The sequence below is a fragment of the Stenotrophomonas sp. 28608_Sma genome, assembly GCF_056486185.1.
The window spans coordinates 129,552-149,490 of the sequence record NZ_CM151308.1; the positions used below are offsets into that span (position 1 = coordinate 129,552).

A 19,939-nucleotide genomic window follows, 5' to 3' on the forward strand; every position below is an offset into this window, starting at 1 on the left:
CCGGTGCGTGGACCGCTACAATGCGGGTTTGCACTTGAACCGGACCGCCATGCAAGACCAGATCATCCAAGCGTTGCGCCAGAACCAGGCCGACCAGGCCGTGCAGCTGGCCCAGGCGTGGACCCGTGATGAACCCGGCCAAGCCGAAGCCCACCGCTGGCTGGCGCTTGCGCTGCAGCAGCAGGGCAAGGCCGAGGATGCGATGGAGGCGCTGCAGCAGGCGTTGCAGCTGGCCCCCGATGATGCCCAGCTGCACCTGCAGCACGCTGGCCTGCTGCTCGCCCTGCGCCAGTACCAGGGCGCTGACGAAGCGCTGGCACGTACCACCGGGCTTGACCCGAATTCCTTCGCCGCCTATCTGATGCAGGCGCACCTGGCGATCGGCCGCAACGACTTCGATGAAGCCCAGCGCCTGTCCACGCTGGCCTCGCGCGTTGAGCCGGACCACCCGGAACTGCTGACCATCGACGGCATGATCGCGCTGCGCCGCGACGACCCGGATCGTGCGCTGACGCTGCTGTCGGCGGCCAACCAGGCGCAGCCGAACGACACCCGCGTGCTGTACGCACTGGGCTTCGCCTACCTGGGCAAGGACATGCTTGCCTTCGCCGAGCAGGCGTTCCGCCGCGTGCTGGAACTGAACCCGGCCATCAGCTCGCTGCATGGCCTGGTAGTGCAGTTGGCGCTGCGCCAGGGCAACCTGGAGGCGGCTGCCGAAGCGATGCAGATCGCGCTTCAGCAGGAAGGCATGGATACGCCGTCGATGCGTCGCCTGGCCGGTGAACTGTCGCTGCGCGGCGGCCAGCCGCTGCAGGCGCTGGACCATCTGCTGCCGTTGCTGGAATCGATCCCCGACGACCGCCAGGTGCTGCAGCTGCTGCTGATGTCCTGGCAGCGCCTGGGCCGCGAAGACGAGGCCCGCGCGCGCCTGGACGCTGCCCTGGAACAGCATCCGCAGCTGCACGACCTGTGGCTGGCACGCCTGGCCGTGGAAGAAGTCGGCAGCCCGACCGCCGCGGCGACCGTGGAGCGCTGGATGGACGCGATGCCGGGTCATCTGCCGGCACTGGAAGCACGCCTGCGCCTGCATGACATGGTGGGCGAACACGAACAGGCCGAAGCCATCGCCGAACGTATCGTCAGCCTCGAACCGGGCCGCGTCAGTGGCGAAACACGCCTGGTCGAAGGCCTGCTGCAGCGTGATCCGGTCGCCGCGATCGCGCGCGTGCAGGCGCTGATCGACAGGGCGCCGGACGGCCATCGCGCCGACCTCCGTACCTGGCTGGGTGAAATCCAGGATCGCGCTGGCCAGCCGGAACAGGCGCTGCAGACGTGGATGGCGCTGCAGGCCGACCAGGCACCGCAGCGCCTGCCGCTTCCACCGCAGGCCAAGGCGCCGCCGAGCTGGCCGGAGAAGGGCGAGATCGACAGTGATGCCAGCTCCGCGCCGATCTTCCTGTGGGGTGCGCCGGGTTCGGGTGTGGAGCGGGTTGCGACCGGCCTGGCGGCCGCCAGCCCGGTGCTGCGCAGCGACCGCTACACCAGCAATCCGCCGGATGATGCATTCCAGAACTACCACACGCTGCAGGACCTCGCCTCCGGCGTGCTGACCCCGGAGCGGCTGGTGCAGCGCTGGCGCGAGCAGCTGCCGGCGCGTGGCCTGCAGGGTGATGCCGTCATCGACTGGCTGCTGTGGTGGGACAACGCCCTGCTGTGGGCGCTGCGCCCGCAGCTGCCGCAGGGACGACTGGTGCTCGTGCTGCGTGACCCGCGCGACATGCTGCTGGACTGGGTGGCCTACGGCGCTGCCGCTCCGCTGGCGATGACCTCGCTGGCTGAAGCCAGCGAATGGCTGGCGCGCGGGCTGGCGCAGGTTGCCACCCTGCATGAGGAAGAACTGTATCCGCACGTGCTGCTGCGCATCGACCAGATCGGCAATGATCCGCACGCGATGGCCGAACTGCTGGGACGCCTGTTCGAGCGGCAGATGCCGCCGGCCGCACAGCTGGGCGCACCGCGCTTCCCGCCGGGCCACTGGCGCAACTACCGCGACGTGATGAGCGCCGCCTTTGCCAAGCTCACCCCGATTGCGGTGCGCCTGGGTTACCCGGAAGAGTAAGGAGAAGCCGATGCAACTGAGCAGCCACAGCCTGACCAACGGCGCGCCGATCGACCGCGCGTTCGCCGCCGGCGATGCCACCGGTTTCGCGCCGGACCGCAATCCGCACCTGGCCTGGAACGGCGCACCGGAAGGCACGCGTTCGTTCCTGCTGGTGTGCGTGGACCCGGATGTGCCGACCGTTGCGGAAACGGTCGGCCGCAGCGACATGACCGTGCCGCGCGACCAGCCGCGCTGCGACTTCGTGCACTGGGTGATGGCCGATATTCCGGCCTCGGTGCAGGAGATCGCCGCCGGCAGCTGCAGCGATGACTTCGTGGTGAAGGGCAAGACCGCACCGGCTGGCCCGGCGGGCAGCCGCCAGGGCCTGAACGACTTCACCGGCTGGTTTGCGGGCAACCCGGACATGGCCGGCGATTACCTGGGCTATGACGGCCCGTATCCGCCGTTCAACGACGAACGCGTGCACCGCTATTTCTTCCGCGTGTTCGCGCTGGATGTGGCCTCGCTGGAACTTCCGGCGCGCTTCACCGCCGCCGACGCATATCGCGCCATGCACGGCCACGTGCTGGCCGAAGCCGCACTGCATGGCACCTACACGTTGAACCCGGCGCTGGGCTGAGCGGCACGATGGGTAGAGCCGGCCGCTGGCCGGCTTTGCTTCTGTAGCGTCGAGCCACCATGAAAAGGGGCAGTCGGCCAGCGGCCGGCCCTACCCACCACGAAGAAGGGCGACCTCGCGGCCGCCCTTCTGTCGTCTTACTTCTTCTCGATGGCCGACTCGACCACCATGTCCAGCACGTACGCCTGCGACGGCGCATCGGCCGGCGGGTTCTTCACTTCGTAGCGCTTCACGCGCACCACGTTGCGCACGCCGTCCTCGTGGGTGTAACCCTCGATGTTGCCGTAGAAGTTCTCGAACTTGCCCGGCTCACCCTGCTTCAGGCCCTTGTCGTCGAACTTCACTTCACGCACCTGCAGGCACTGGTAGTCCGGGATCAGCGGGTGCGAGCACTTCTCGGTCTTGGCGGCCACTTCCAGGAACACGGTTTCGCCGGCGCCGCCGTAGCGGGTTTCAGCGGTCGGTTCCGGGTTGAACACCAGCACGTCGCCCTTTGCGTTGGTCAGGGTCAGCTTGCCATCGGCATCCTGCTCGGCCTTCAGCTCGCCCTGCAGGCGGCTCGACACGGCCTCGTCCAGCGCCATCAGCGCCTTGTCGGTGCAGGCCATCATGGTCGAGGCCATCGCACTGACCGTCAGCTTGCCGTCGGCCAGGGTGTAGCCGCCACCCATGTGGTTGCAGGCGTTGCTGACCGACAGGCGGCCATCAGCGAAGTCCAGGGTGACCGGCTTGTCTTCGCGGGCGAACAGCGCGTCGATGCGCTTGCCGTCGGCGGCAGTGGCCTGCTGCAGCAGCCAGTGCTGGCTCTGCAGGCGCTGCGCGTCCAGGTGCGCCAGCGTCTGCTGGTCTGCTGCCTTGGCCGCGGCCGGGGCCACGTCGTCGCCGCCGGTGCCGGCCGGGGCCGGGGTCTGGCTGCAGGCGGCCAGCAGGGCCAGCGGGAGGAGCAGGGTGAGCTTGCGGTTCATGGTGATTCTCCTTGGGGAACCGTGGGGGAAACGGGGTGGGGCCAGCAACGGGGTTACCGTGCCCCGGCGCTGTTCAGCTGCCGGACGGCAACCACAGCAGCAGCGCGGCGCCCAGCGCGATGCGGTAAAGCGCGAACGCGGTGAACCTGTGCGATTTGATGTAGCCCATCAGCCACTTCACTACGACGAAGCCGGTGACGGCCGCGGCAAGGAAGGCCACGCCCACCTCGGTCCAGTTCTCGCTGCTCAGCTGTCCGGCCTTGGCCATTTCCAGGAAGGTGTAGGCGCTGGCGGCGAACATGGTGGGAATGCCAACCAGGAACACGAACTCGGCGGCGGCCGCGCGGCGGCTCAGGCCCAGCAGCATGGCCAGGAAGATCGCCGAGGCCGAACGCGAGGTGCCGGGGAACACGCCGGCCACCACCTGCGCCAGGCCGACGCCGATCGCCACGGTCCAGGTCACCTGGTCGCGGTCGGGCAGGCGCGCGGTGTAGGCCTCCACCAGCAGCATCCAGATGCCACCGATGATCAGTGCCCAGGCCACCGGGCTGACCGTCTCGGGCAGCGACCAGCCGGCTTTGCGCACCACCAGGCCGACCACGGCGGTGACCAGGAAGGCCGCGCCCAGCTTGAATACGTACTCGCGGTTTTCGCGCTGCCCGAAACCGGTGGCCAGCTGCAGCAGGCGCTGGCGGAACACCAGTACCACCGCCACGATCGCGCCGGCCTGGATGACGATATTGAAGAAGTCCGAACGGGCACCCAGCCAGTGCTGGGCGATGAGCAGGTGGCCGGTGCTGGAGATCGGCAGGAACTCGGTCAAGCCTTCGAGGATGCCCAGCAGCAGGGCGGAGAGCAGGTCGGACATGGACGGTGCGGGCACGCGCGGCAGGAAGGAAGAAGGTCGAGAGGATAGACGATCACTGCCGCACCAAACGGGTGCGTCCGCTGTCGGCTGCACCCATTTGGTGCGCACGGTTCTGCACCGCTGCGGGGCGGCCTTTTTGAAATCAATGACTTGCAGCCTGCGAAAAGTTGGCACGGTCGTTGCTGTACCTCAGCAGGCATTCATCCCCATCCGAGGTCGTACCGATGTCCGTGGAAAACGTTGAGAAGCTGATCAAGGACAACCAGATCGAGTTCGTCGACCTGCGCTTTGTCGACATGCGTGGTGTCGAGCAGCACGTGACCTTCCCGGTCAGCATCGTCGAGCCGTCGCTGTTCGAAGAAGGCAAGATGTTCGATGGCAGCTCGATCGCCGGCTGGAAGGGCATCGCCGAATCGGACATGGTGCTGCTGCCGGATACCGCCAGCGCCTACGTCGACCCGTTCTACGCCGATCCGACCATCGTGATCAGCTGCGACATCCTCGATCCGGCCACCATGCAGCCGTATGGCCGTTGCCCGCGCGGCATCGCCAAGCGCGCCGAGGCCTACCTGAAGTCCTCCGGCATCGCCGAAACCGCGTTCTTCGGCCCGGAGCCGGAATTCTTCATCTTCGATTCGGTCCGCTTCGCCAATGAAATGGGCCACACCTTCTTCCAGGTCGACTCGGAGGAAGCGGCGTGGAACAGCGGCGCCAAGTACGACGGCGCCAACAGCGGCTACCGTCCGGGCGTGAAGGGCGGTTACTTCCCGGTGCCGCCGACCGACACCCTGCACGACCTGCGCGCCGAGATGTGCAAGACCCTGGAACAGGTCGGCATCGAAGTGGAAGTGCAGCACCACGAAGTGGCCACCGCCGGCCAGTGCGAGATCGGCACCAAGTTCAGCACCCTGGTGCAGAAGGCCGACGAACTGCTGCGCATGAAGTACGTGATCAAGAACGTCGCGCACCGCAACGGCAAGACCGTCACCTTCATGCCCAAGCCGATCGTCGGCGACAACGGCAGCGGCATGCACGTGCACCAGTCGCTGTCCAAGGGCGGCACCAACCTGTTCTCCGGTGACGGCTACGGCGGCCTGAGCCAGCTGGCGCTGTGGTACATCGGCGGCATCTTCAAGCACGCCAAGGCCATCAACGCCTTCGCCAACTCGGGCACCAACAGCTACAAGCGCCTGGTGCCGGGCTACGAAGCACCGGTGATGCTGGCCTACTCGGCCCGCAACCGTTCGGCTTCGTGCCGCATTCCGTGGGTGTCCAACCCGAAGGCACGCCGCATCGAAATGCGCTTCCCGGATCCGATCCAGTCCGGCTACCTCACCTTCACCGCGCTGATGATGGCCGGCCTGGACGGCATCAAGAACCAGATCGACCCGGGCGCACCGAGCGACAAGGACCTGTACGACCTGCCGCCGGAAGAAGAGAAGCTGATCCCGCAGGTCTGCTCCTCGCTGGACCAGGCGCTGGAAGCGCTGGACAAGGACCGCGAGTTCCTGAAGGCCGGCGGCGTGATGAGCGATGACTTCATCGACGGCTACATCGCGCTGAAGATGCAGGAAGTGACCAAGTTCCGCGCGGCCACCCACCCGCTGGAATACCAGCTGTACTACGCCAGCTGACCGGTGGCGATGGCGGTGGGCTTCCCCCTCCCACCCGCCGCCATCGCTTCCGTCTTCGCGGCTGGGGAGCCGCAGGGCGGGCCCCGGTCCGCCGTGGTAGTGCGGACCCCGACCCGCCGTGGTAGAGCGGGCCGCTGGCCCGCCGTGGTAGAGCGGGCCGCTGGCCCGCTGCAGTAGAGCGGACTGTTAGTCCGCTGAAACAGGGGCAAGAGAGACCGGATACGCGACCAGGGCCGCCCTCCCTCCCGCGTCGGTCGTGCAAGGAGAGAGGCACGGCCGTCCCGGCCCTGTACGTGTCCGGTGCAACAGCCACGGCCATCATCCTGATGGCCGCTGGTTGCCTGATGCCAACGCGCGCTGGCGCGCTGGCCCCATCCACCCTCGGGACATGCGCATGAAACTGATCTCCGCCATCATCCGGCCGTTCAAGCTCGACGAGGTCCGCGAGGCCCTCTCCGACGCAGGCGTGTCGGGCATCACCGTGACCGAAGTGAAAGGCTTCGGCCGCCAGAAGGGCCACACCGAGCTGTATCGCGGCGCCGAGTACGTCGTCGACTTCCTGCCGAAGATCAAGATCGAAACCGTGGTCACCGACGAGCGTGCCGACGCGGTGATCGAAGCGATCCAGTCGTCGGCAGGCACCGGCAAGATCGGTGACGGCAAGATCTTCGTCACCGCCGTCGAACAGGTCATCCGCATCCGCACCGGCGAAATCGGTGCCGACGCGCTGTAACCCCTTTCCGGAGACTCCCCCATGAAGATGCGCCTTCTCACCGGGTGGCAAGCCCGGTTCCACTTCGTGTGCCTGTTGATGCTGCTCAGCGCGCTGGCCGCCGGTGCGTGGCCGGGCAGTGCCCACGCTCAGGCCCAGATCTCGCCGCTGCCGAGCGAAAGCGTGGCGGTCGAACCACTGCAGGACCCGGTCGCTGCGGCCGCCGCACCGGCCGCGGCTGAAGCCGCCGCGACCTACGACCATGGCGACGTGGCCTGGATGCTGACGTCCACCCTGCTGGTGTTGCTGATGGTGGTGCCGGGCCTGGCCTTGTTCTATGGCGGCCTGGTGCGTTCGAAGAACGTGCTGTCGGTGCTCAGCCAGATCCTGGTGGTGTTCTCGCTGGTGCTGCTGCTGTGGGTGGCCTATGGCTACAGCGCGGTGTTCAGCGCGGGCAACCCGTTCTTCGGCTCGTTCACCGAATTCGCCTTCCTCAAGGGCTTCACTCCGGAGTCGGTCGGCAACACCCCGATCAAGGGCCTGCCGGATTACCTGTTCGTCGCCTTCCAGTCGACGTTTGCTGGCATCACCACCGCGCTGATCGTCGGCGCGTTCGCCGAGCGCATCAAGTTCCGTGCGGTGCTGCTGTTCTCGGCGCTGTGGTTCACCCTCAGCTACATCCCGATGGCGCACATCGTCTGGGGTGGCGGCTACCTGGGTGAGATGGGCGCGATCGATTTCGCCGGTGGCACCGTGGTCCACATCAACGCAGGTGTGGCCGGTCTGGTCGCCGCGTGGTTCGTCGGCAAGCGCCTGGGCTATGGCCAGACCGCGCTGAAGCCGCACAACGTGCCGTTTACCTACATCGGCGCGATGCTGCTGTGGGTCGGCTGGTTCGGCTTCAACGCGGGTTCCGCCGCTGCCGCCGATACCGTCGCCTCGCTGGCCTTCCTCAATACCGTGCTGGCCACGGCCGCTGCCGTACTCGGTTGGACGCTGGTGGAAGCGATCAGCAAGGGCAAGCCGTCGGCACTGGGCGCGGCCTCGGGCGCAGTGGCCGGCCTGGTCGGCATCACCCCGGCCTGCGGCACCGTCGGCCCGCTCGGCGCGATCATCATCGGCTTCGTCGCCGGCGTGGTCTGCGTGTGGGGCGTGACGGGCCTCAAGCGCATGCTGAAGGTGGACGACACCGCCGACGTGTTCGGTGTGCATGGTGTCGGCGGCATCGTCGGCGCGATTCTCACCGGTGTGTTCAGTGCACAGTCGCTGGGCGGTACCAAGCCCGATCTGGATATCGCCCATCAGGTGTGGGTGCAGGTGGTCAGCGTCGGCCTGACCGTGGTCTGGTCGGCGGTGGTGACCACGCTGATCCTGCTGGTGGTGCGCAGCGTGGTCGGCCTGCGCGTGACCGAGGAAGCAGAGCGCACCGGCCTGGATGTGACCTCGCACGGCGAGTCCGCGTACGAGGCCTGAAGTAGCGGCCGAGCTGCTGCATTGATGTTGTGGGTGCCGACCGTTGGTCGGCACTTTTACTGCTCTGGTAGGTGCCAAGCTTGCTTGGCACTGGGTCTGGGTCTGCTCTGGTGGGTGCCGACCACTTGGTCGGCACAGCGGGTAGACCATCCACGCATGGCGTGGATCTACCGCATCCTCTCTGGTGGGTGCCAAGCTTGCTCGGCACAGCGGCATGCATCATCGCGCCTGATCGCGCACAATCGGGCCATGCACCCGATCCGCACCGCCCTGATGCTCTCGGCCTGCCTGCTGCTGGCCGCCTGTGCCTCCGCGCCGCAGGAAACCCGCAACCCGCTCGCCACCTGGGTGCCGTCGCCGAACCAGAACGCGCGCACGCCCGTCATCATCGTCATCCATCACACCGAGCAGAAGTCGGTGCAGCAGAGCCTGCGTACGTTGCGCACGGCCAACAGCGGTGGACCGGTCAGCGCGCACTACCTGATCGGTGCCGATGGCCATCGCTATCAGCTGGTTGCCGATGAGCGCCGCGCCTGGCACGCCGGCGCCGGGCGTTGGGGCACCATCACCGACCTCAACTCGGCATCGATCGGCATCGAGCTCGACAACGATGGCCGCAGCCCGTTCAGTGCGGCGCAGATCGAATCGCTGATCGTGCTGCTGCGCGATCTCACCGCCCGCCTGAACATTCCGCCGCGGCAGGTGATTGGCCATGCCGACCTGGCGCCGACACGCAAGCAGGACCCGAGCCGCTTCTTCCCGTGGCAGCAGCTGGCCGAGGCCGGTTTCGGCGTCTGGCCGCGCGCTGCCGACGGTGCGGCGCCGGAAGGCTTCGACGCGTGGAGTGCGCTGGCCCGCTTCGGCTATCCGCTCGACAACCGGGACGCCGCCGTCGCTGCCTTCCACCGCCGTTTCCGTGGCCGCGACGACCTGCCGAAGACACTGGATGCCGAAGACGCCCGCATCCTGCATTCCCTGCTGCTGCAGACGCCGTGAGCCATGCCTGGCACGTTCGCTCCATGCCGTTCCCGCTCCCCGGTAGTGCCAGACCATGCCTGGCATCCTCTGGCGATCACCCCAGACCCAGCGCATCGCGTAGCGCCACGATGTGCGCGCGGCCAACAACCAGCTCGCTACCGTCGCTCAGCACCAGCCAGTAGCGGCTGCCGGAACCGGCATGCAACGTTCGCACGTGCCGCAGGTTGACCAGGTGCGAGCGATGGCAGCGCACGAAATCCTGAGGCAGTACTGAGGCCAGTGCAGTCAGGGATTTGTCATGCAGTTCGCTGCGGCCATCGCGCATGCGCACCTGGCTGTAGTCGCCATCTGCCGCGATCCACATCACTTCCGAGAGCTCGACGGTTGCCGTTCCCTGCGCACGCCAGATGCCCAGGTAGCGTGCCCGGCCTGAACGCATACCGCCGGTATCGAACAAGCGTTCCAGCGCCTGACCAAGGCGTTCGCGCGAAAAGGGCTTGGGAACGAAGTCGAGCACGCCGTGTTCAAATGCCTGCAGCGCACGATCACGGTGGGCCGACACCACTACGCACTGGTAGCGGCCGGCTACCGCACGCCGCAGCAGTTCGAAACCGTCCTCGCCCCCAAGGTTGAGGTCCAGCAGTAGGCCGTCGTAGACATTGCGCTGCAGGCGGTCGCCGGCTGCCTCCAGATCGGCCACGGCATCGAAGCGTGCGCGCGTTCCTGCCAGCTCGGCGCACAGCCGCTGCAGACGTTGGCGTACCAGCGGTTCGTCTTCAACGATCAGGATGCGCATGTCAGTTCGATCCGTCCGCACCATTGGTTGCCGTCGATGCCTTGCACGAAGCTCCATCCGCCGGGGCTGGCGGCCGCCAGACTGGCTTCGATGTAGCGCGTGCCCGTGCCGCGACCGCGATGCGAGGATGAGCCGTGCGCGCTGTGCAGTTCCAGCACCCAACGTCCACCGCCGCGCTGCACGCGCAGACGGAACGGGTGCTGCGCGCATGCCAGCGCACCGGCATGCGTCAGCGCGTTTTCCACCTGTGCATGCAGGATGCCGGGCGGCAGCAACAGCGGCGCATCCTCGCCATCCACGTCCAGCACCAGGGGCTGGCCCAGTGCCTGGCCAACGATGTCCAGGTGGCTGCGGCACAGGGCCAGCTCGTCCTGCAACGGAATGCTCTGCCGGCTGCTGCTGTCACGCAGCCGATCGAACTGATCGGCCAACGACTCCACCAGGCGGCTGGCACGCGAAGGTGCCTGCTCGATCAGTTCCTGCAGACTTGTGAGGGTGTTCATGAGCCAATGTGGCTGGATGCCTCGCTGCAACAGCTGCAATGAAAGCCGTGCGCGCTCTTCACGCAGCAACGCATTGTGCCGGTCCAGTGCCTGCAGTTGTACCGCGTGACGCAGCAGCAGGAACACCATCAGTACCGCCAGCAGCAGGAAGTACGGTCCGTCAAGGAAAGCGCCGCGCGCGACCAGCAACGCCAGCAGGCCGGCCAGCAGCAGGACCAGGATCGGCCATCGATCCTCTGTGTCGCTGCGCGCACGCAACAGCAGCCACACTGAAGCGAGCAGGCTCAACAACAGCACCGTGGCCGAGCGGGTGTCAAAGCCAGGCAGGACGAAGGCGAGCACCACGATCACGGACAGATAGACGAAGCACGCGACACGCGACACGCGGCACCGTTACCTGGAACCGCCGCGCCAGATAGGCTGGCAGCAGTGCCGCCGCGGCTACGTGCAACGCCAGCAGTGCAATCAGGCGCGGGCCATGCCACGGGTAGTCATACCCCAGCAGGGAGCGCCACGCTTCCACTGCAGGCAACGCCAGTCCCACCACGCCCAGTGCCAGCAGAAGGCGCGTGCCGGGCGTGCGGGTCTGGCCACGCAGTACTGCCAGGAAATACAGGCTCGCTGCCGCCAGTGCGCCGATGGCGAAGGCCGCAACCAGCCATGGCAGGATGATCTGGCCATACAGCACAGCAGCGGGCGCGATCAATGCCATCGCGTCGGCGCCATGCAGGGTGAAATGTTGTCGCTGGCTGGATGCAAGCACGACCAGCTCATCGGTGGCATTGCCAGAAGCGGGGGGAAGCACGTGGACAAGGTCGATGCGTCCTGGTTGTTCTTCTTCAGCGGTGCGGCCCACGACGCCATTGCTGATCCAGGGCGTGCCGTTCCAGTACAGCTGGCTGGCAGCGCGCAGCGACAGCCGCAACGTGCGGTCATGATCGTCGGTGCCGGTTGGCGCCGGCACCTGCCAGCGCAGCCAGTACGGGCCGCGCCACTGCGCCAGCAGCTGCTGATCCAGCGGACGCCAGGCCAGGTCCTGCGGCGGCCGCGCAGGCAGGGGGCTGGATGCCCCGGCGTCCGCAGGTGCCATCTGCGCCCCCTGCACGAATACCACGCCGGCGGGTGGCGTCGACACGACCAGCCATGCGGCCACCGCCGCAAGCAGCAGAGCAAGAACAGCCAGGGTACGTGGGATCTGCATGGCGGCCATCGTATCGGTTGCGTGGAGCCATTGGACCGCCTTTTGGAGACGTTCGGCAGGCGGGTGCCCCCACAGCCCTGTGATCGAGCCGATGCTGACCGCGCACGTCCCTCCTTTGGAGCCCACCATGAGCCGCAACGCCTGCACATCGTCCAGCAGTCTCCATCCTCGTCGCTCTGCCCTGGTCGCCACGGTGGCCACGTTCTGTCTGGCGCTCGCTGCGGCCATGCCGGCGCAGGCCACGCCTAGGGCATTGGTGTTCGAGCCGTACACGCTGCAGACCAAAGCACATGGCGCCATCCCTGCAGAGATCGCCGTGCTGGAGGTGCCGCGCCGACACAGCGAGCCGGACGGACCGCGCATGGGGCTGAAGGTGGTACGCCTGCGTGCAACCGGTGGCAATGGCCGCAGCGCCCCCGTGGTTTATCTGGCCGGTGGCCCGGGTGGTTCCGGCATCGATACCGCGCGCGGCCCGCGCTGGCCGGTGTTCGACCAGGTCCGACGCGAAGCCGACGTGCTGCTGCTCGACCAGCGAGGTGCCGGTCTGTCTGAACCACCGCCGGAGTGTCCGCATGAAACCCGCTTCGACGATGGCCAACCACTGCAGCGCGATGCGGCCCTGGCCGCATTGCAGGCGACGGCTGCCAAGTGCGTGGAATTCTGGCGTCAGGCTGGCGTCGATCTGGGCGCCTATACGACCGCCGAGAGTGCCGATGACCTGGATGATCTGCGGCGCGCTCTGGGTGTGCCCAGGATCAGCTTGTGGGGCATGAGCTATGGCACCCACCTGGCGCTTGCGACGGTGCGCCTGCACGGCAAAGATCTGGAACGCGTCGTGCTGATGGGCACCGAAGGCCCCGATGACACACTGAAGCTGCCGCTCAGCAGCGATGCGCTGCTACAGGAACTGACGCCACTGGCCCGCAGGGACGGCTTCGACGATCTGGCCGGATCGGCAAAGCGCGTGCTGCAGGCATTGCGTGAGCAGCCGCGACAGGGTCGCAGCCGCATGCATGACGGTCGCCAGGTGACCATCGGTGAATTCGACGCGCAGATCCTGATTGCCAATGCTCTTGGCCAGCGGCATACCCAGCAGTGGCTGCCGTTGATACTCCGCGAGGCCGAGCGCGGCAACTACGACCCGCTGGCCGATCTGGTGCTGATCGTGCGCGCACAGTTCGCCCAGTACCCGGCGATGGGGCTGGCCATGGACGTGGCTTCCGGGCAGAGCCCGCAGCGCCTGGCGAGGGTGGAGGCGCAGGCACGCGAAAGCCTGTTCGGCGACGCCCTGAACTTCCCGTTCCCCGCCATCGGCAACGGCCTGGGCCTGGCCGATCTGGGCGAATCCTTCCGCGGGCCGCTGCGCAGCGACGTGCCGGTGCTGTTCATCAGCGGCACGCTGGATGGGCGCACGCCACCGGCCAATGCCGATGCGCTGCGTCCAGGCTTCAGCCATGGCCGCTCGCTACTGGTGCGCAACGCCAGCCATCACCACGAGCTGTGGACCGGCAATCCTGCCATTGCCCGCAGCATCGTCGACTTCCTGGCCGGTCGCATCGTGAACGATGCCGAGCTGGACGTACCGCCGCCGGTGTTCGCCACCAGCAACAGTGGCCTGCTGGGCAGTGGCGGACGCTGAAGGGAGAGCGTGGTGCCGGGCACCCGGCGCGTCCGGCACCGTGCTGTTTCCTCTACATTGGGGCAATGAAAGACATCATTGCCCCCCTGAACCGCACGAGCTTGGGTCTTGTTGCGCTGGCCGTGCTCGCCGGCTGCTCCACCACCGCTCCCCGCACCGGAACCGCAGTGCCGACGCCGGTCACGCCGCCCGCGGCCACCTATGCCAAGGCCGCATGGAGTGCACTGCCACCGGTCTCCGACAGCGACCTGCAGGCCGGTTTCGTCGCCTGGCGCAGCAGCTGCACCCGCCTGAAGAACGATGCGGTCTGGGCCAAACCCTGCGCCACCGCCGCGACGGTTTCGGACAAGGACCCGGCGGCGATCCGCCAGTTCCTGCAGCGCGATTTGGATGTCTATGCATTGCGTGCCGGCGGCCACCAGGCCGACGGGCTGATTACCGGCTACTACGAGCCGATCTACCCCGGCAGCCTCACCCGCACGGCTGCTGCCACTGTACCGGTGTACGGCACGCCCGATGATCTGGTGGTGGTGCAGCTGGACAGCATCTACCCGGAACTGAAGGGCAAGCGCCTGCGCGGGCGCGTCGAGGGCAAGGTGCTCAAGCCCTATGACGACGCCGGCACGATCGCGGCCAAGGGCGCCAAGGCGCCGGTACTGGCCTGGCTGACCGACCCGATGGACCTGCAGCTGCTGCAGATCCAGGGGTCGGGCCGGGTGCGCCTGCCCGATGGCACGCAGGTGCGGCTGGCCTATGCGGAACAGAACGGCCACCCCTACCGCGCGATCGGTCGCTGGCTGGTCGACCAGGGCCAGCTGAAGAAAGAAGACGTCACCATGGACGCGATCCGCGCCTGGGCCCGGGCCAATCCCGCGCGCGTGCCGGAACTGCTGCGCAGCAACCCCAGCTACGTGTTCTTCGTGCGCAACCCGGACAGCCCGGAAGGCCCACGTGGTTCACTGAACGTGCCGCTCACCGCCGGCTACAGCGTCGCAGTGGATCGCAGCGTGGTGCCGCTGGGCAGCCTGCTGTGGCTGTCCACCACGCGCCCGGACGGCACCCCGGTGGTGCGCCCGGTGGCCGCGCAGGACACCGGCGGCGCGATTGCCGGTGAAGTACGCGCGGACCTGTACTGGGGCAGTGGCGATGCCGCAGGCAAGCTGGCCGGCGACATGAAGCAGAAGGGCAACATCTGGATGCTGTGGCCGAAGGGCGTGGCGCTGCCTAAGGGATAGATTCGGGCGGGGTAGGGCTAAAATAGATCCGCTTAATTGTATTCGGCGTCTCTGGCTTAGCAAAAAGGATGCGGGTTTATCAATTGCTGCAATTTATTAGTGGGGATTTTTCTAATCTTTCGCCTCGCTTGCAAATGGCTCGGGGATCCGCTTCATGGTAGAAACAGAATTTTTGAACTGGTGACGCATTCAGTCCGTTCCCGTAGTGAGAGCTCCACTTGGGCTTCCTTCCGCAAGTCCAAGCCTTTGATTTTAAATGGACACTTGGCGGCCGTAAAAAATTTACGGAAGGATCATGCTCGGGGTGATATCCTTGCCGCTTTAGTATTTGGACCTCGCCATGCTCAAGCGATTTGAAGTCAAGAATTTTAAGAATTTTGGAGAGAATTTGGTTTTTGACTTAGCCAACACAAATGGTTATGAGTTTAATAGGTCGGCGGTAATTGGCGGTATTGTAAATAAGGCTATTATTTACGGCTATAACGGAGTCGGCAAGTCAAATTTAGGGTTTGCTATATTTGACATAATCTCCCATCTTACCGACCGGCAAAAGGGCATATTGCGCACTAAGCACTATCTCTACGCCGGATCGAAGTGTGAGATGGCTGAATTCAAGTACACATTTGCGGTTGGCGGTGGCGAGGTCTACTACGAGTACGGAAAATCTGATCTTGAGACAATTATCTACGAGCGACTGGTTGTAAACGGTCGTGAGTTTGCATCAATTGATCGTCGCGTGAGTAGTGTTTCCGAAATCAACGTTGATGGCGCTGAAACGCTAAAGCGAGACGTCGGTGATTCTCAGATATCGATTATAAATTATCTAAGAAACAACGTTGTCCTGGGTCATAATTTTGATAATGAATGCTTTTCTGATTTTCTTTCTTTTGTAGATGGAATGCTCTTCTTTAGGTCTTTGAATTCAAACAACTATATTGGATATGAGCAGGGGTCTTCAGGTCTCGAGTCGGATATTATTGGAAACGATGAGGGCGGGGTTCTCGATTTTCAGCAGTTTCTAAATGACGCTGGAATTATGTGTAAGCTTGTGGTTGTGAAAAATGAAGAGGGTGCATACATCGCTCTTGATTTGGAGGGAAGGAAGATCAGATTCTTTGATGTCGCTTCACAGGGGACGAAGTCGCTAGCGCTATTTTATTACTGGTACCGGCGCTTCAAGGGTGAATCATCAAAGGTGAGATTCCTTTTTGTTGATGAGTTCGATGCTTTCTATCATTACAGCTTGGCGATTAAGGTTATTTCGCTCTTGACTGAGGTTAGTGCACAAACAATCGTTACTACTCACAATACATCAGTGATGACGAATGATTTGTTGAGGCCTGATTGCTACTTCTTCATTGCAGAGAATGGTATTAATTCTCTTTCAAACAGTACTGCTAAGGAACTCCGTGAAGCTCACAACATAGAGAAGATGTATAGAGCAGGAGCATTTGGTGGACAGTAGTGTATTGATCGTTTTTGAAGGGGAGGTCGCTGAGCGAAAGGTCTGGGATAGTCTCAGTCGATTCTATTTTTCGGATGGCCAGATCCCTGTGGTATGTGCCGTTTACTGTGGCGAAATTTATAGCCTTTTCAATAGGTTGAAGGCTGATTCTGATCTCGATGTGTTTGCTCTCTTGAAGGGTAACCCAAAGAATCAATGTCTCGCTGACATCTCTAGGGATCAAATTTCGGAAATACACCTGTTTTTTGATTACGACGGTCATGCGACTGCGGCTAGTGATGAGGCTCTCGCCGAGATGCTTGAGGTTTTTAGCGAGGAAACTGAAGAGGGGAAGCTATATATAAGTTATCCGATGGTTGAGTCAGTTAGACATCACCATCCCGACGTTGATTTTTCCACGCTGAATGTTGCATGCAAACAGAATGTAAATTACAAGAAAATAGTTCATTTATCTTCCAGTTATGCGTACAAAAACATAGCGGGATTTTCAATGGAACAGTGGAATCATGTAGTAAATGAACACTGCTGCAAGTTGAATTATTTGATGCGTGATGCCTTTGAGTTTCCGCATGAGCACTTTGACCAAATTTCCATACTGGAAGCGCAGTTAACGTCCCATATCAACCCATCTTCTGAAGTTGCAGTCCTGAGTGCTTTTCCCGTTTTCCTTAAGGATTATTACGGGTGCGATGGATTGAAGAAATTGATTTCTTCCGATTAACTGCTTCGTACTCTTTGATGGCTCGTTAGAGTTGGCGCGGTGAGAGATAATTGAACCATTTCGAACTCTCCAGCCGCAGCTGCAGCCAGGACCCCTGCAATGAAGAACGTCAAGAGCAACAACACCAAGAAGTACTACAAGCACTGGGCCGAATCGGGCCTGGGCAAGGGCAACGTGCTGATGGAAGCCCGTGGCGAGAAGATCGTGCGCCAGGTGGAGATCTACGGCACCAAGATGGTCTGGGCCGACGAGCATGCCCACAGCGACGACCGCTTCCTGCTGGCCGACCAGCCGGTGTCGTTCCTGGATTTCGACGAAGACGACGAAATTTCCGCGCGTGAATTCGAAGCTGCCTGGAAGAAGGCCCGGGAAGCCACCGGCTACCCGGTGTAACGCTGCCCGGCCGGGGTCAGAGCCCTTTCCTGACGGAAAGGGCTCTGACCCCGGACCCGCGTTTTGCACTACATTGGTGCAATGTCCGACCCCGCACCCCCGCCGTCCCTCGATGCCCTGGGCACGCCGTTGGCCTGGGCCGGGGCCGATGGCTGCATTGCCGGCTGCAACCCGGCCTTCGCCCGCTGGCTGGGCGTCAGCGTCCGGCGCCTGCTGGGGCGGCCGCTGGCCGCACTGGAAGTGCAGGGCGAGGCACTGGCCCATTTCCTGGCCCGCGATGAGCGCGACAGCCTGCGCCTGAACCGGTTGGCGCTGGCGGTGCCCGGCGAGGCCCCGCGCTTCGCCGAGGGCTGGATGAGCCGCCGCGACGATGGCGGTTGGCTGCTGGAGGCGCATCCGGTTGATGAATTCCCCGGGCTCGACCCGACCCAGGCCCTGCCCAGCGCGCTCAGCGCGGCGCTGAAGGGACTGGCCCACGAGCTTCGTAATCCGCTGGCCGGGTTGAAGGGCGCGGCCCAGCTGCTGGCCCGCCGCGCGGCCCAGCGCGATGCCAGCGAACGCGAGCTGATCGAGCTGATCGGCTCGGAGATCGAACGCCTCAACGGCCTGCTCGACCAGCTGCTGTCGCCGGCCCCGGCCGCACCGCATGCCGAACTGAACATCCATGCCGCGCTGGAGCGCGTGCTGCGCCTGGCCGAGAACGAGGCCGGCTGGGCGGTACGCCTGCAGCGCGACTACGACCCCAGCATTCCTGAATTCCACGGCGACGCCGACCGTCTCACCCAGGCGGTGTGGAACCTGGTGCGCAACGCGATCCAGGCCGGCGCCGGCAACATCACCCTGCGTACCCGCGTAGAACACGGTGTACGCATCGCCGAGCAGCTGCACACGCTGGCGCTGCGCCTGGAAATCGCCGACGACGGCCGTGGCGTGCCCGAGGAGCTGGCCGAGCATCTGTTCCTGCCGCTGGTCAGTGGTCGCGCCGAAGGCACTGGCCTGGGCCTGGCGCTGGCGCAGCAGGTCGCACGCGAACATCGCGGCACACTGACCTACCGCTCGCGCCCGGGCCATACCGTGTTCACCCTGCTGCTGCCGATCGGCAACGGCGCCGCCCCGGCCGAGGAGGCCCCGCGCGATGTCTGAGTCTTTTTCGTCCCCGCAGCGCATCTGGGTGGTCGATGACGATCGGGCCGTGCGTTTCGTGCTGTGCACCGCGCTGCGCGAGGCGGGCTACCAGGTCGTCGATTTCGACAGCGCCGCTCCCGCCCTGCAGGCGTTGAGCGAAGGCCCGCCGCCGGCGCTGCTGTTCACCGATGTGCGCATGCCGGGTGACGATGGCCTGGTGCTGTTGGACAAGCTCAAGGCCGCGCTGCCGCAGCTGCCGGTGGTGGTGATGTCGGCCTACACCGACGTGGCCAGCACGGCCGGTGCGTTCCGCGGTGGCGCGCATGAATTCCTGTCCAAGCCGTTCGATCTGGATGACGCCGTGGCGCTGGCGCAGCGTGTGCTGCCGGCCGTTGCACCGGCACTGGCGGCGCCCACACCTGCGGCGGAAGCGCATGGCGACCAGCCACCGCAACTGGTGGGCGATACCCCGCCGATGCGCGCGCTGTTCCGTGCCATCGGCCGCCTGGCGCAGGCGCCGCTGGCGGTGCTGATCACCGGCGAAACCGGCACAGGCAAGGAGCTGGTGGCCAATGCGCTTCATCGCGAATCGCCGCGCGCGCAGGGGCCGTTCGTCGCGCTCAATACTGCTGCAATCCCGTCCGAGCTGCTGGAAAGCGAGTTGTTCGGCCACGAAGCCGGCGCCTTCACCGGTGCCCAGCGCCGCCATATCGGTCGCTTCGAGCAGGCCAACGGCGGCACCCTGTTCCTGGATGAGATCGGCGACATGCCGTTGCCGCTGCAGACCCGCCTGCTGCGCGTGCTGGCACAGGGCGAGTTCTTCCGCGTCGGTGGCCGCGAGTTGATCCGCGTCGACGTGCGGGTGATTGCCGCCACCCACCAGGATCTGGAAGGACTGGTCGCGCAGGGGAAGTTCCGTGCCGATCTGCTGCATCGCCTGGACGTGGTGCGCCTGCAGCTGCCACCGCTGCGCGAGCGTCGCGAGGACATCGCACAACTGGCAAGTACGTTCCTGGGCGCCGCCGCACGCAAGCTGGATACGCCGCCGAAGCGCCTGACCGCTGCCGCACTGCAGGCGCTGCGCGAACACGACTGGCCGGGCAACGTGCGCGAACTGGAAAACGTGTGCTGGCGGATGGCGGCGCTGGCCGCCGCTGACACCATTGGCGTGGCCGACGTCGATACCGCGCTCAACCGTACGCGCGGTCGTCGCAGCAGCACCACCAACGCCGATCCGGGGCAGTGGGAGGCGCTGCTGGCCGAATGGGCACGCCGTCAGCTGGCCGAAGGCGTGGAAGGGCTGCACGCGCAGGTGCGAGAGCGGGTCGACCATGCCCTGCTGGAGGCCGCGCTGCAGATCACCCATGGCCGCCGTGCCGAAGCCGCGGCCCGCCTGGGCCTTGGCCGCAATACCCTTACCCGCAAGCTGGGCGCCGGGCGCCGTCGCGGGGGCCATTGAACGGTCCCTGCACGCGATCCTCGCGCCCGCT

The 19,939-nt window shown here is 64.9% G+C and carries 18 protein-coding genes; 13 read left to right on the top strand and 5 right to left on the bottom strand.

All coding sequences use genetic code 11. The features are described from left to right. Positions 1–49: 49 nt before the first annotated feature. Positions 50–2,119 carry a tetratricopeptide repeat protein gene (locus tag ACZLHH_RS00530; protein WP_049398186.1) on the top strand — a complete coding sequence of 690 codons (2,070 nt, stop codon included), beginning with the start codon at positions 50–52 and terminating at the stop codon, positions 2,117–2,119. Positions 2,120–2,129: 10 nt separating this feature from the next. Next, positions 2,130–2,741 carry a YbhB/YbcL family Raf kinase inhibitor-like protein gene (locus ACZLHH_RS00535; RefSeq protein ID WP_180844555.1) on the top strand — a complete coding sequence of 204 codons (612 nt, stop codon included), beginning with the start codon at positions 2,130–2,132 and terminating at the stop codon, positions 2,739–2,741. A 137-nt stretch (positions 2,742–2,878) separates the two neighbouring features. Here ACZLHH_RS00535 and ACZLHH_RS00540 read toward each other — a convergent pair whose 3' ends face one another. Further along, the gene (locus ACZLHH_RS00540; RefSeq protein WP_012509681.1) at positions 2,879–3,706 is read right to left on the bottom strand and encodes an META and DUF4377 domain-containing protein; all 828 of its coding nucleotides are present in this window, start codon (positions 3,704–3,706) and stop codon (positions 2,879–2,881) included. 73 nt (positions 3,707–3,779) lie between these two features. Next, positions 3,780–4,574 (bottom strand): undecaprenyl-diphosphate phosphatase, encoded by a 795-nt coding sequence (locus ACZLHH_RS00545; RefSeq protein ID WP_180844556.1) that lies wholly within the window; start codon positions 4,572–4,574, stop codon positions 3,780–3,782. Between the two features lie 224 nt (positions 4,575–4,798). Between ACZLHH_RS00545 and glnA the strand changes: the two genes are divergently transcribed. The 4 genes from glnA to ACZLHH_RS00565 all read left to right on the top strand — a co-directional run bounded on the left by glnA (position 4,799) and on the right by ACZLHH_RS00565 (position 9,389). Next, positions 4,799–6,208 (top strand): type I glutamate--ammonia ligase, encoded by a 1,410-nt coding sequence (glnA, locus tag ACZLHH_RS00550; RefSeq protein ID WP_004153533.1) that lies wholly within the window; start codon positions 4,799–4,801, stop codon positions 6,206–6,208. A 394-nt stretch (positions 6,209–6,602) separates the two neighbouring features. Continuing rightward, positions 6,603–6,941, top strand: coding sequence for a P-II family nitrogen regulator (locus tag ACZLHH_RS00555; protein ID WP_004134334.1), 339 nt, complete (start codon positions 6,603–6,605; stop codon positions 6,939–6,941). A 21-nt stretch (positions 6,942–6,962) separates the two neighbouring features. Next, the gene (locus ACZLHH_RS00560; RefSeq protein ID WP_180844557.1) at positions 6,963–8,393 is read left to right on the top strand and encodes an ammonium transporter; all 1,431 of its coding nucleotides are present in this window, start codon (positions 6,963–6,965) and stop codon (positions 8,391–8,393) included. Positions 8,394–8,642: 249 nt separating this feature from the next. Then, a complete protein-coding gene (locus ACZLHH_RS00565) occupies positions 8,643–9,389 on the top strand; it encodes an N-acetylmuramoyl-L-alanine amidase (protein WP_180844558.1) in 747 nt (248 codons plus the stop codon). Positions 9,390–9,465: 76 nt separating this feature from the next. Here the strand turns inward: ACZLHH_RS00565 and ACZLHH_RS00570 are convergent, their stop codons facing one another. From ACZLHH_RS00570 to ACZLHH_RS00580, 3 genes are read right to left on the bottom strand one after another with little or no spacing between them, the layout of a single operon-like run. Further along, complete coding sequence (locus ACZLHH_RS00570) at positions 9,466–10,167, bottom strand: LytR/AlgR family response regulator transcription factor (RefSeq protein ID WP_164080640.1); 702 nt, start codon at positions 10,165–10,167, stop codon at positions 9,466–9,468. After that, positions 10,155–11,054, bottom strand: coding sequence for a histidine kinase (locus ACZLHH_RS00575; protein ID WP_343205601.1), 900 nt, complete (start codon positions 11,052–11,054; stop codon positions 10,155–10,157). Before ACZLHH_RS00575 ends, ACZLHH_RS00570 begins: the two co-directional genes overlap by 13 nt. Beyond that, positions 10,984–11,871, bottom strand: a complete 888-nt coding sequence (locus ACZLHH_RS00580) for a hypothetical protein (protein WP_258014073.1) — start codon at positions 11,869–11,871, stop codon at positions 10,984–10,986. The genes ACZLHH_RS00575 and ACZLHH_RS00580 overlap by 71 nt, the downstream gene beginning before the upstream one ends. 127 nt (positions 11,872–11,998) lie before the next feature. Here ACZLHH_RS00580 and ACZLHH_RS00585 point away from each other — a divergent pair, with 127 nt between their 5' ends. The 7 genes from ACZLHH_RS00585 (at position 11,999) to ntrC (ending at position 19,908) form a co-directional block, all read left to right on the top strand. Continuing rightward, positions 11,999–13,510, top strand: a complete 1,512-nt coding sequence (locus ACZLHH_RS00585; RefSeq protein ID WP_180844559.1) for an alpha/beta hydrolase — start codon at positions 11,999–12,001, stop codon at positions 13,508–13,510. A 65-nt stretch (positions 13,511–13,575) separates the two neighbouring features. Continuing rightward, a complete protein-coding gene (gene mltA, locus ACZLHH_RS00590; RefSeq protein ID WP_180844560.1) occupies positions 13,576–14,745 on the top strand; it encodes a murein transglycosylase A in 1,170 nt (389 codons plus the stop codon). Positions 14,746–15,085: 340 nt separating this feature from the next. After that, positions 15,086–16,210, top strand: a complete 1,125-nt coding sequence (locus ACZLHH_RS00595; protein ID WP_180844561.1) for an AAA family ATPase — start codon at positions 15,086–15,088, stop codon at positions 16,208–16,210. Further along, on the top strand, positions 16,200–16,931 hold the full coding sequence (locus tag ACZLHH_RS00600) for a hypothetical protein (protein ID WP_180844562.1): 732 nt from the start codon (positions 16,200–16,202) through the stop codon (positions 16,929–16,931). Before ACZLHH_RS00595 ends, ACZLHH_RS00600 begins: the two co-directional genes overlap by 11 nt. Positions 16,932–17,030: 99 nt before the next feature. Next, on the top strand, positions 17,031–17,324 hold the full coding sequence (locus tag ACZLHH_RS00605; protein WP_180844563.1) for a hypothetical protein: 294 nt from the start codon (positions 17,031–17,033) through the stop codon (positions 17,322–17,324). Positions 17,325–17,405: 81 nt separating this feature from the next. Then, positions 17,406–18,467 carry a two-component system sensor histidine kinase NtrB gene (locus tag ACZLHH_RS00610; RefSeq protein WP_132808743.1) on the top strand — a complete coding sequence of 354 codons (1,062 nt, stop codon included), beginning with the start codon at positions 17,406–17,408 and terminating at the stop codon, positions 18,465–18,467. Then, entirely contained in the window at positions 18,460–19,908 is a 1,449-nt protein-coding gene (gene ntrC, locus ACZLHH_RS00615) for a nitrogen regulation protein NR(I) (protein ID WP_071228811.1), read from the top strand. The genes ACZLHH_RS00610 and ntrC overlap by 8 nt, the downstream gene beginning before the upstream one ends. The last annotated feature ends 31 nt before the right edge of the window (positions 19,909–19,939 follow it).

What these genes read in the sequence shown, in the direction of transcription:
- ACZLHH_RS00585 (WP_180844559.1), top strand. Translation starts at nt 11,999, where the DNA reads ATGAGCCGCAACGCCTGCACATCGTCCAGCAGTCTCCATCCTCGTCGC.
- glnA (WP_004153533.1), top strand. Translation starts at nt 4,799, where the DNA reads ATGTCCGTGGAAAACGTTGAGAAGCTGATCAAGGACAACCAGATCGAG.
- ntrC (WP_071228811.1), top strand. Translation starts at nt 18,460, where the DNA reads ATGTCTGAGTCTTTTTCGTCCCCGCAGCGCATCTGGGTGGTCGATGAC.
- ACZLHH_RS00555 (WP_004134334.1), top strand. Translation starts at nt 6,603, where the DNA reads ATGAAACTGATCTCCGCCATCATCCGGCCGTTCAAGCTCGACGAGGTC.
- ACZLHH_RS00535 (WP_180844555.1), top strand. Translation starts at nt 2,130, where the DNA reads ATGCAACTGAGCAGCCACAGCCTGACCAACGGCGCGCCGATCGACCGC.
- ACZLHH_RS00565 (WP_180844558.1), top strand. Translation starts at nt 8,643, where the DNA reads ATGCACCCGATCCGCACCGCCCTGATGCTCTCGGCCTGCCTGCTGCTG.
- ACZLHH_RS00580 (WP_258014073.1), bottom strand. Translation starts at nt 11,871, where the DNA reads ATGCAGATCCCACGTACCCTGGCTGTTCTTGCTCTGCTGCTTGCGGCG.
- ACZLHH_RS00545 (WP_180844556.1), bottom strand. Translation starts at nt 4,574, where the DNA reads ATGTCCGACCTGCTCTCCGCCCTGCTGCTGGGCATCCTCGAAGGCTTG.
- ACZLHH_RS00530 (WP_049398186.1), top strand. Translation starts at nt 50, where the DNA reads ATGCAAGACCAGATCATCCAAGCGTTGCGCCAGAACCAGGCCGACCAG.
- ACZLHH_RS00570 (WP_164080640.1), bottom strand. Translation starts at nt 10,167, where the DNA reads ATGCGCATCCTGATCGTTGAAGACGAACCGCTGGTACGCCAACGTCTG.
- ACZLHH_RS00595 (WP_180844561.1), top strand. Translation starts at nt 15,086, where the DNA reads ATGCTCAAGCGATTTGAAGTCAAGAATTTTAAGAATTTTGGAGAGAAT.
- ACZLHH_RS00560 (WP_180844557.1), top strand. Translation starts at nt 6,963, where the DNA reads ATGAAGATGCGCCTTCTCACCGGGTGGCAAGCCCGGTTCCACTTCGTG.
- ACZLHH_RS00605 (WP_180844563.1), top strand. Translation starts at nt 17,031, where the DNA reads ATGAAGAACGTCAAGAGCAACAACACCAAGAAGTACTACAAGCACTGG.
- ACZLHH_RS00540 (WP_012509681.1), bottom strand. Translation starts at nt 3,706, where the DNA reads ATGAACCGCAAGCTCACCCTGCTCCTCCCGCTGGCCCTGCTGGCCGCC.
- ACZLHH_RS00610 (WP_132808743.1), top strand. Translation starts at nt 17,406, where the DNA reads ATGTCCGACCCCGCACCCCCGCCGTCCCTCGATGCCCTGGGCACGCCG.
- mltA (WP_180844560.1), top strand. Translation starts at nt 13,576, where the DNA reads ATGAAAGACATCATTGCCCCCCTGAACCGCACGAGCTTGGGTCTTGTT.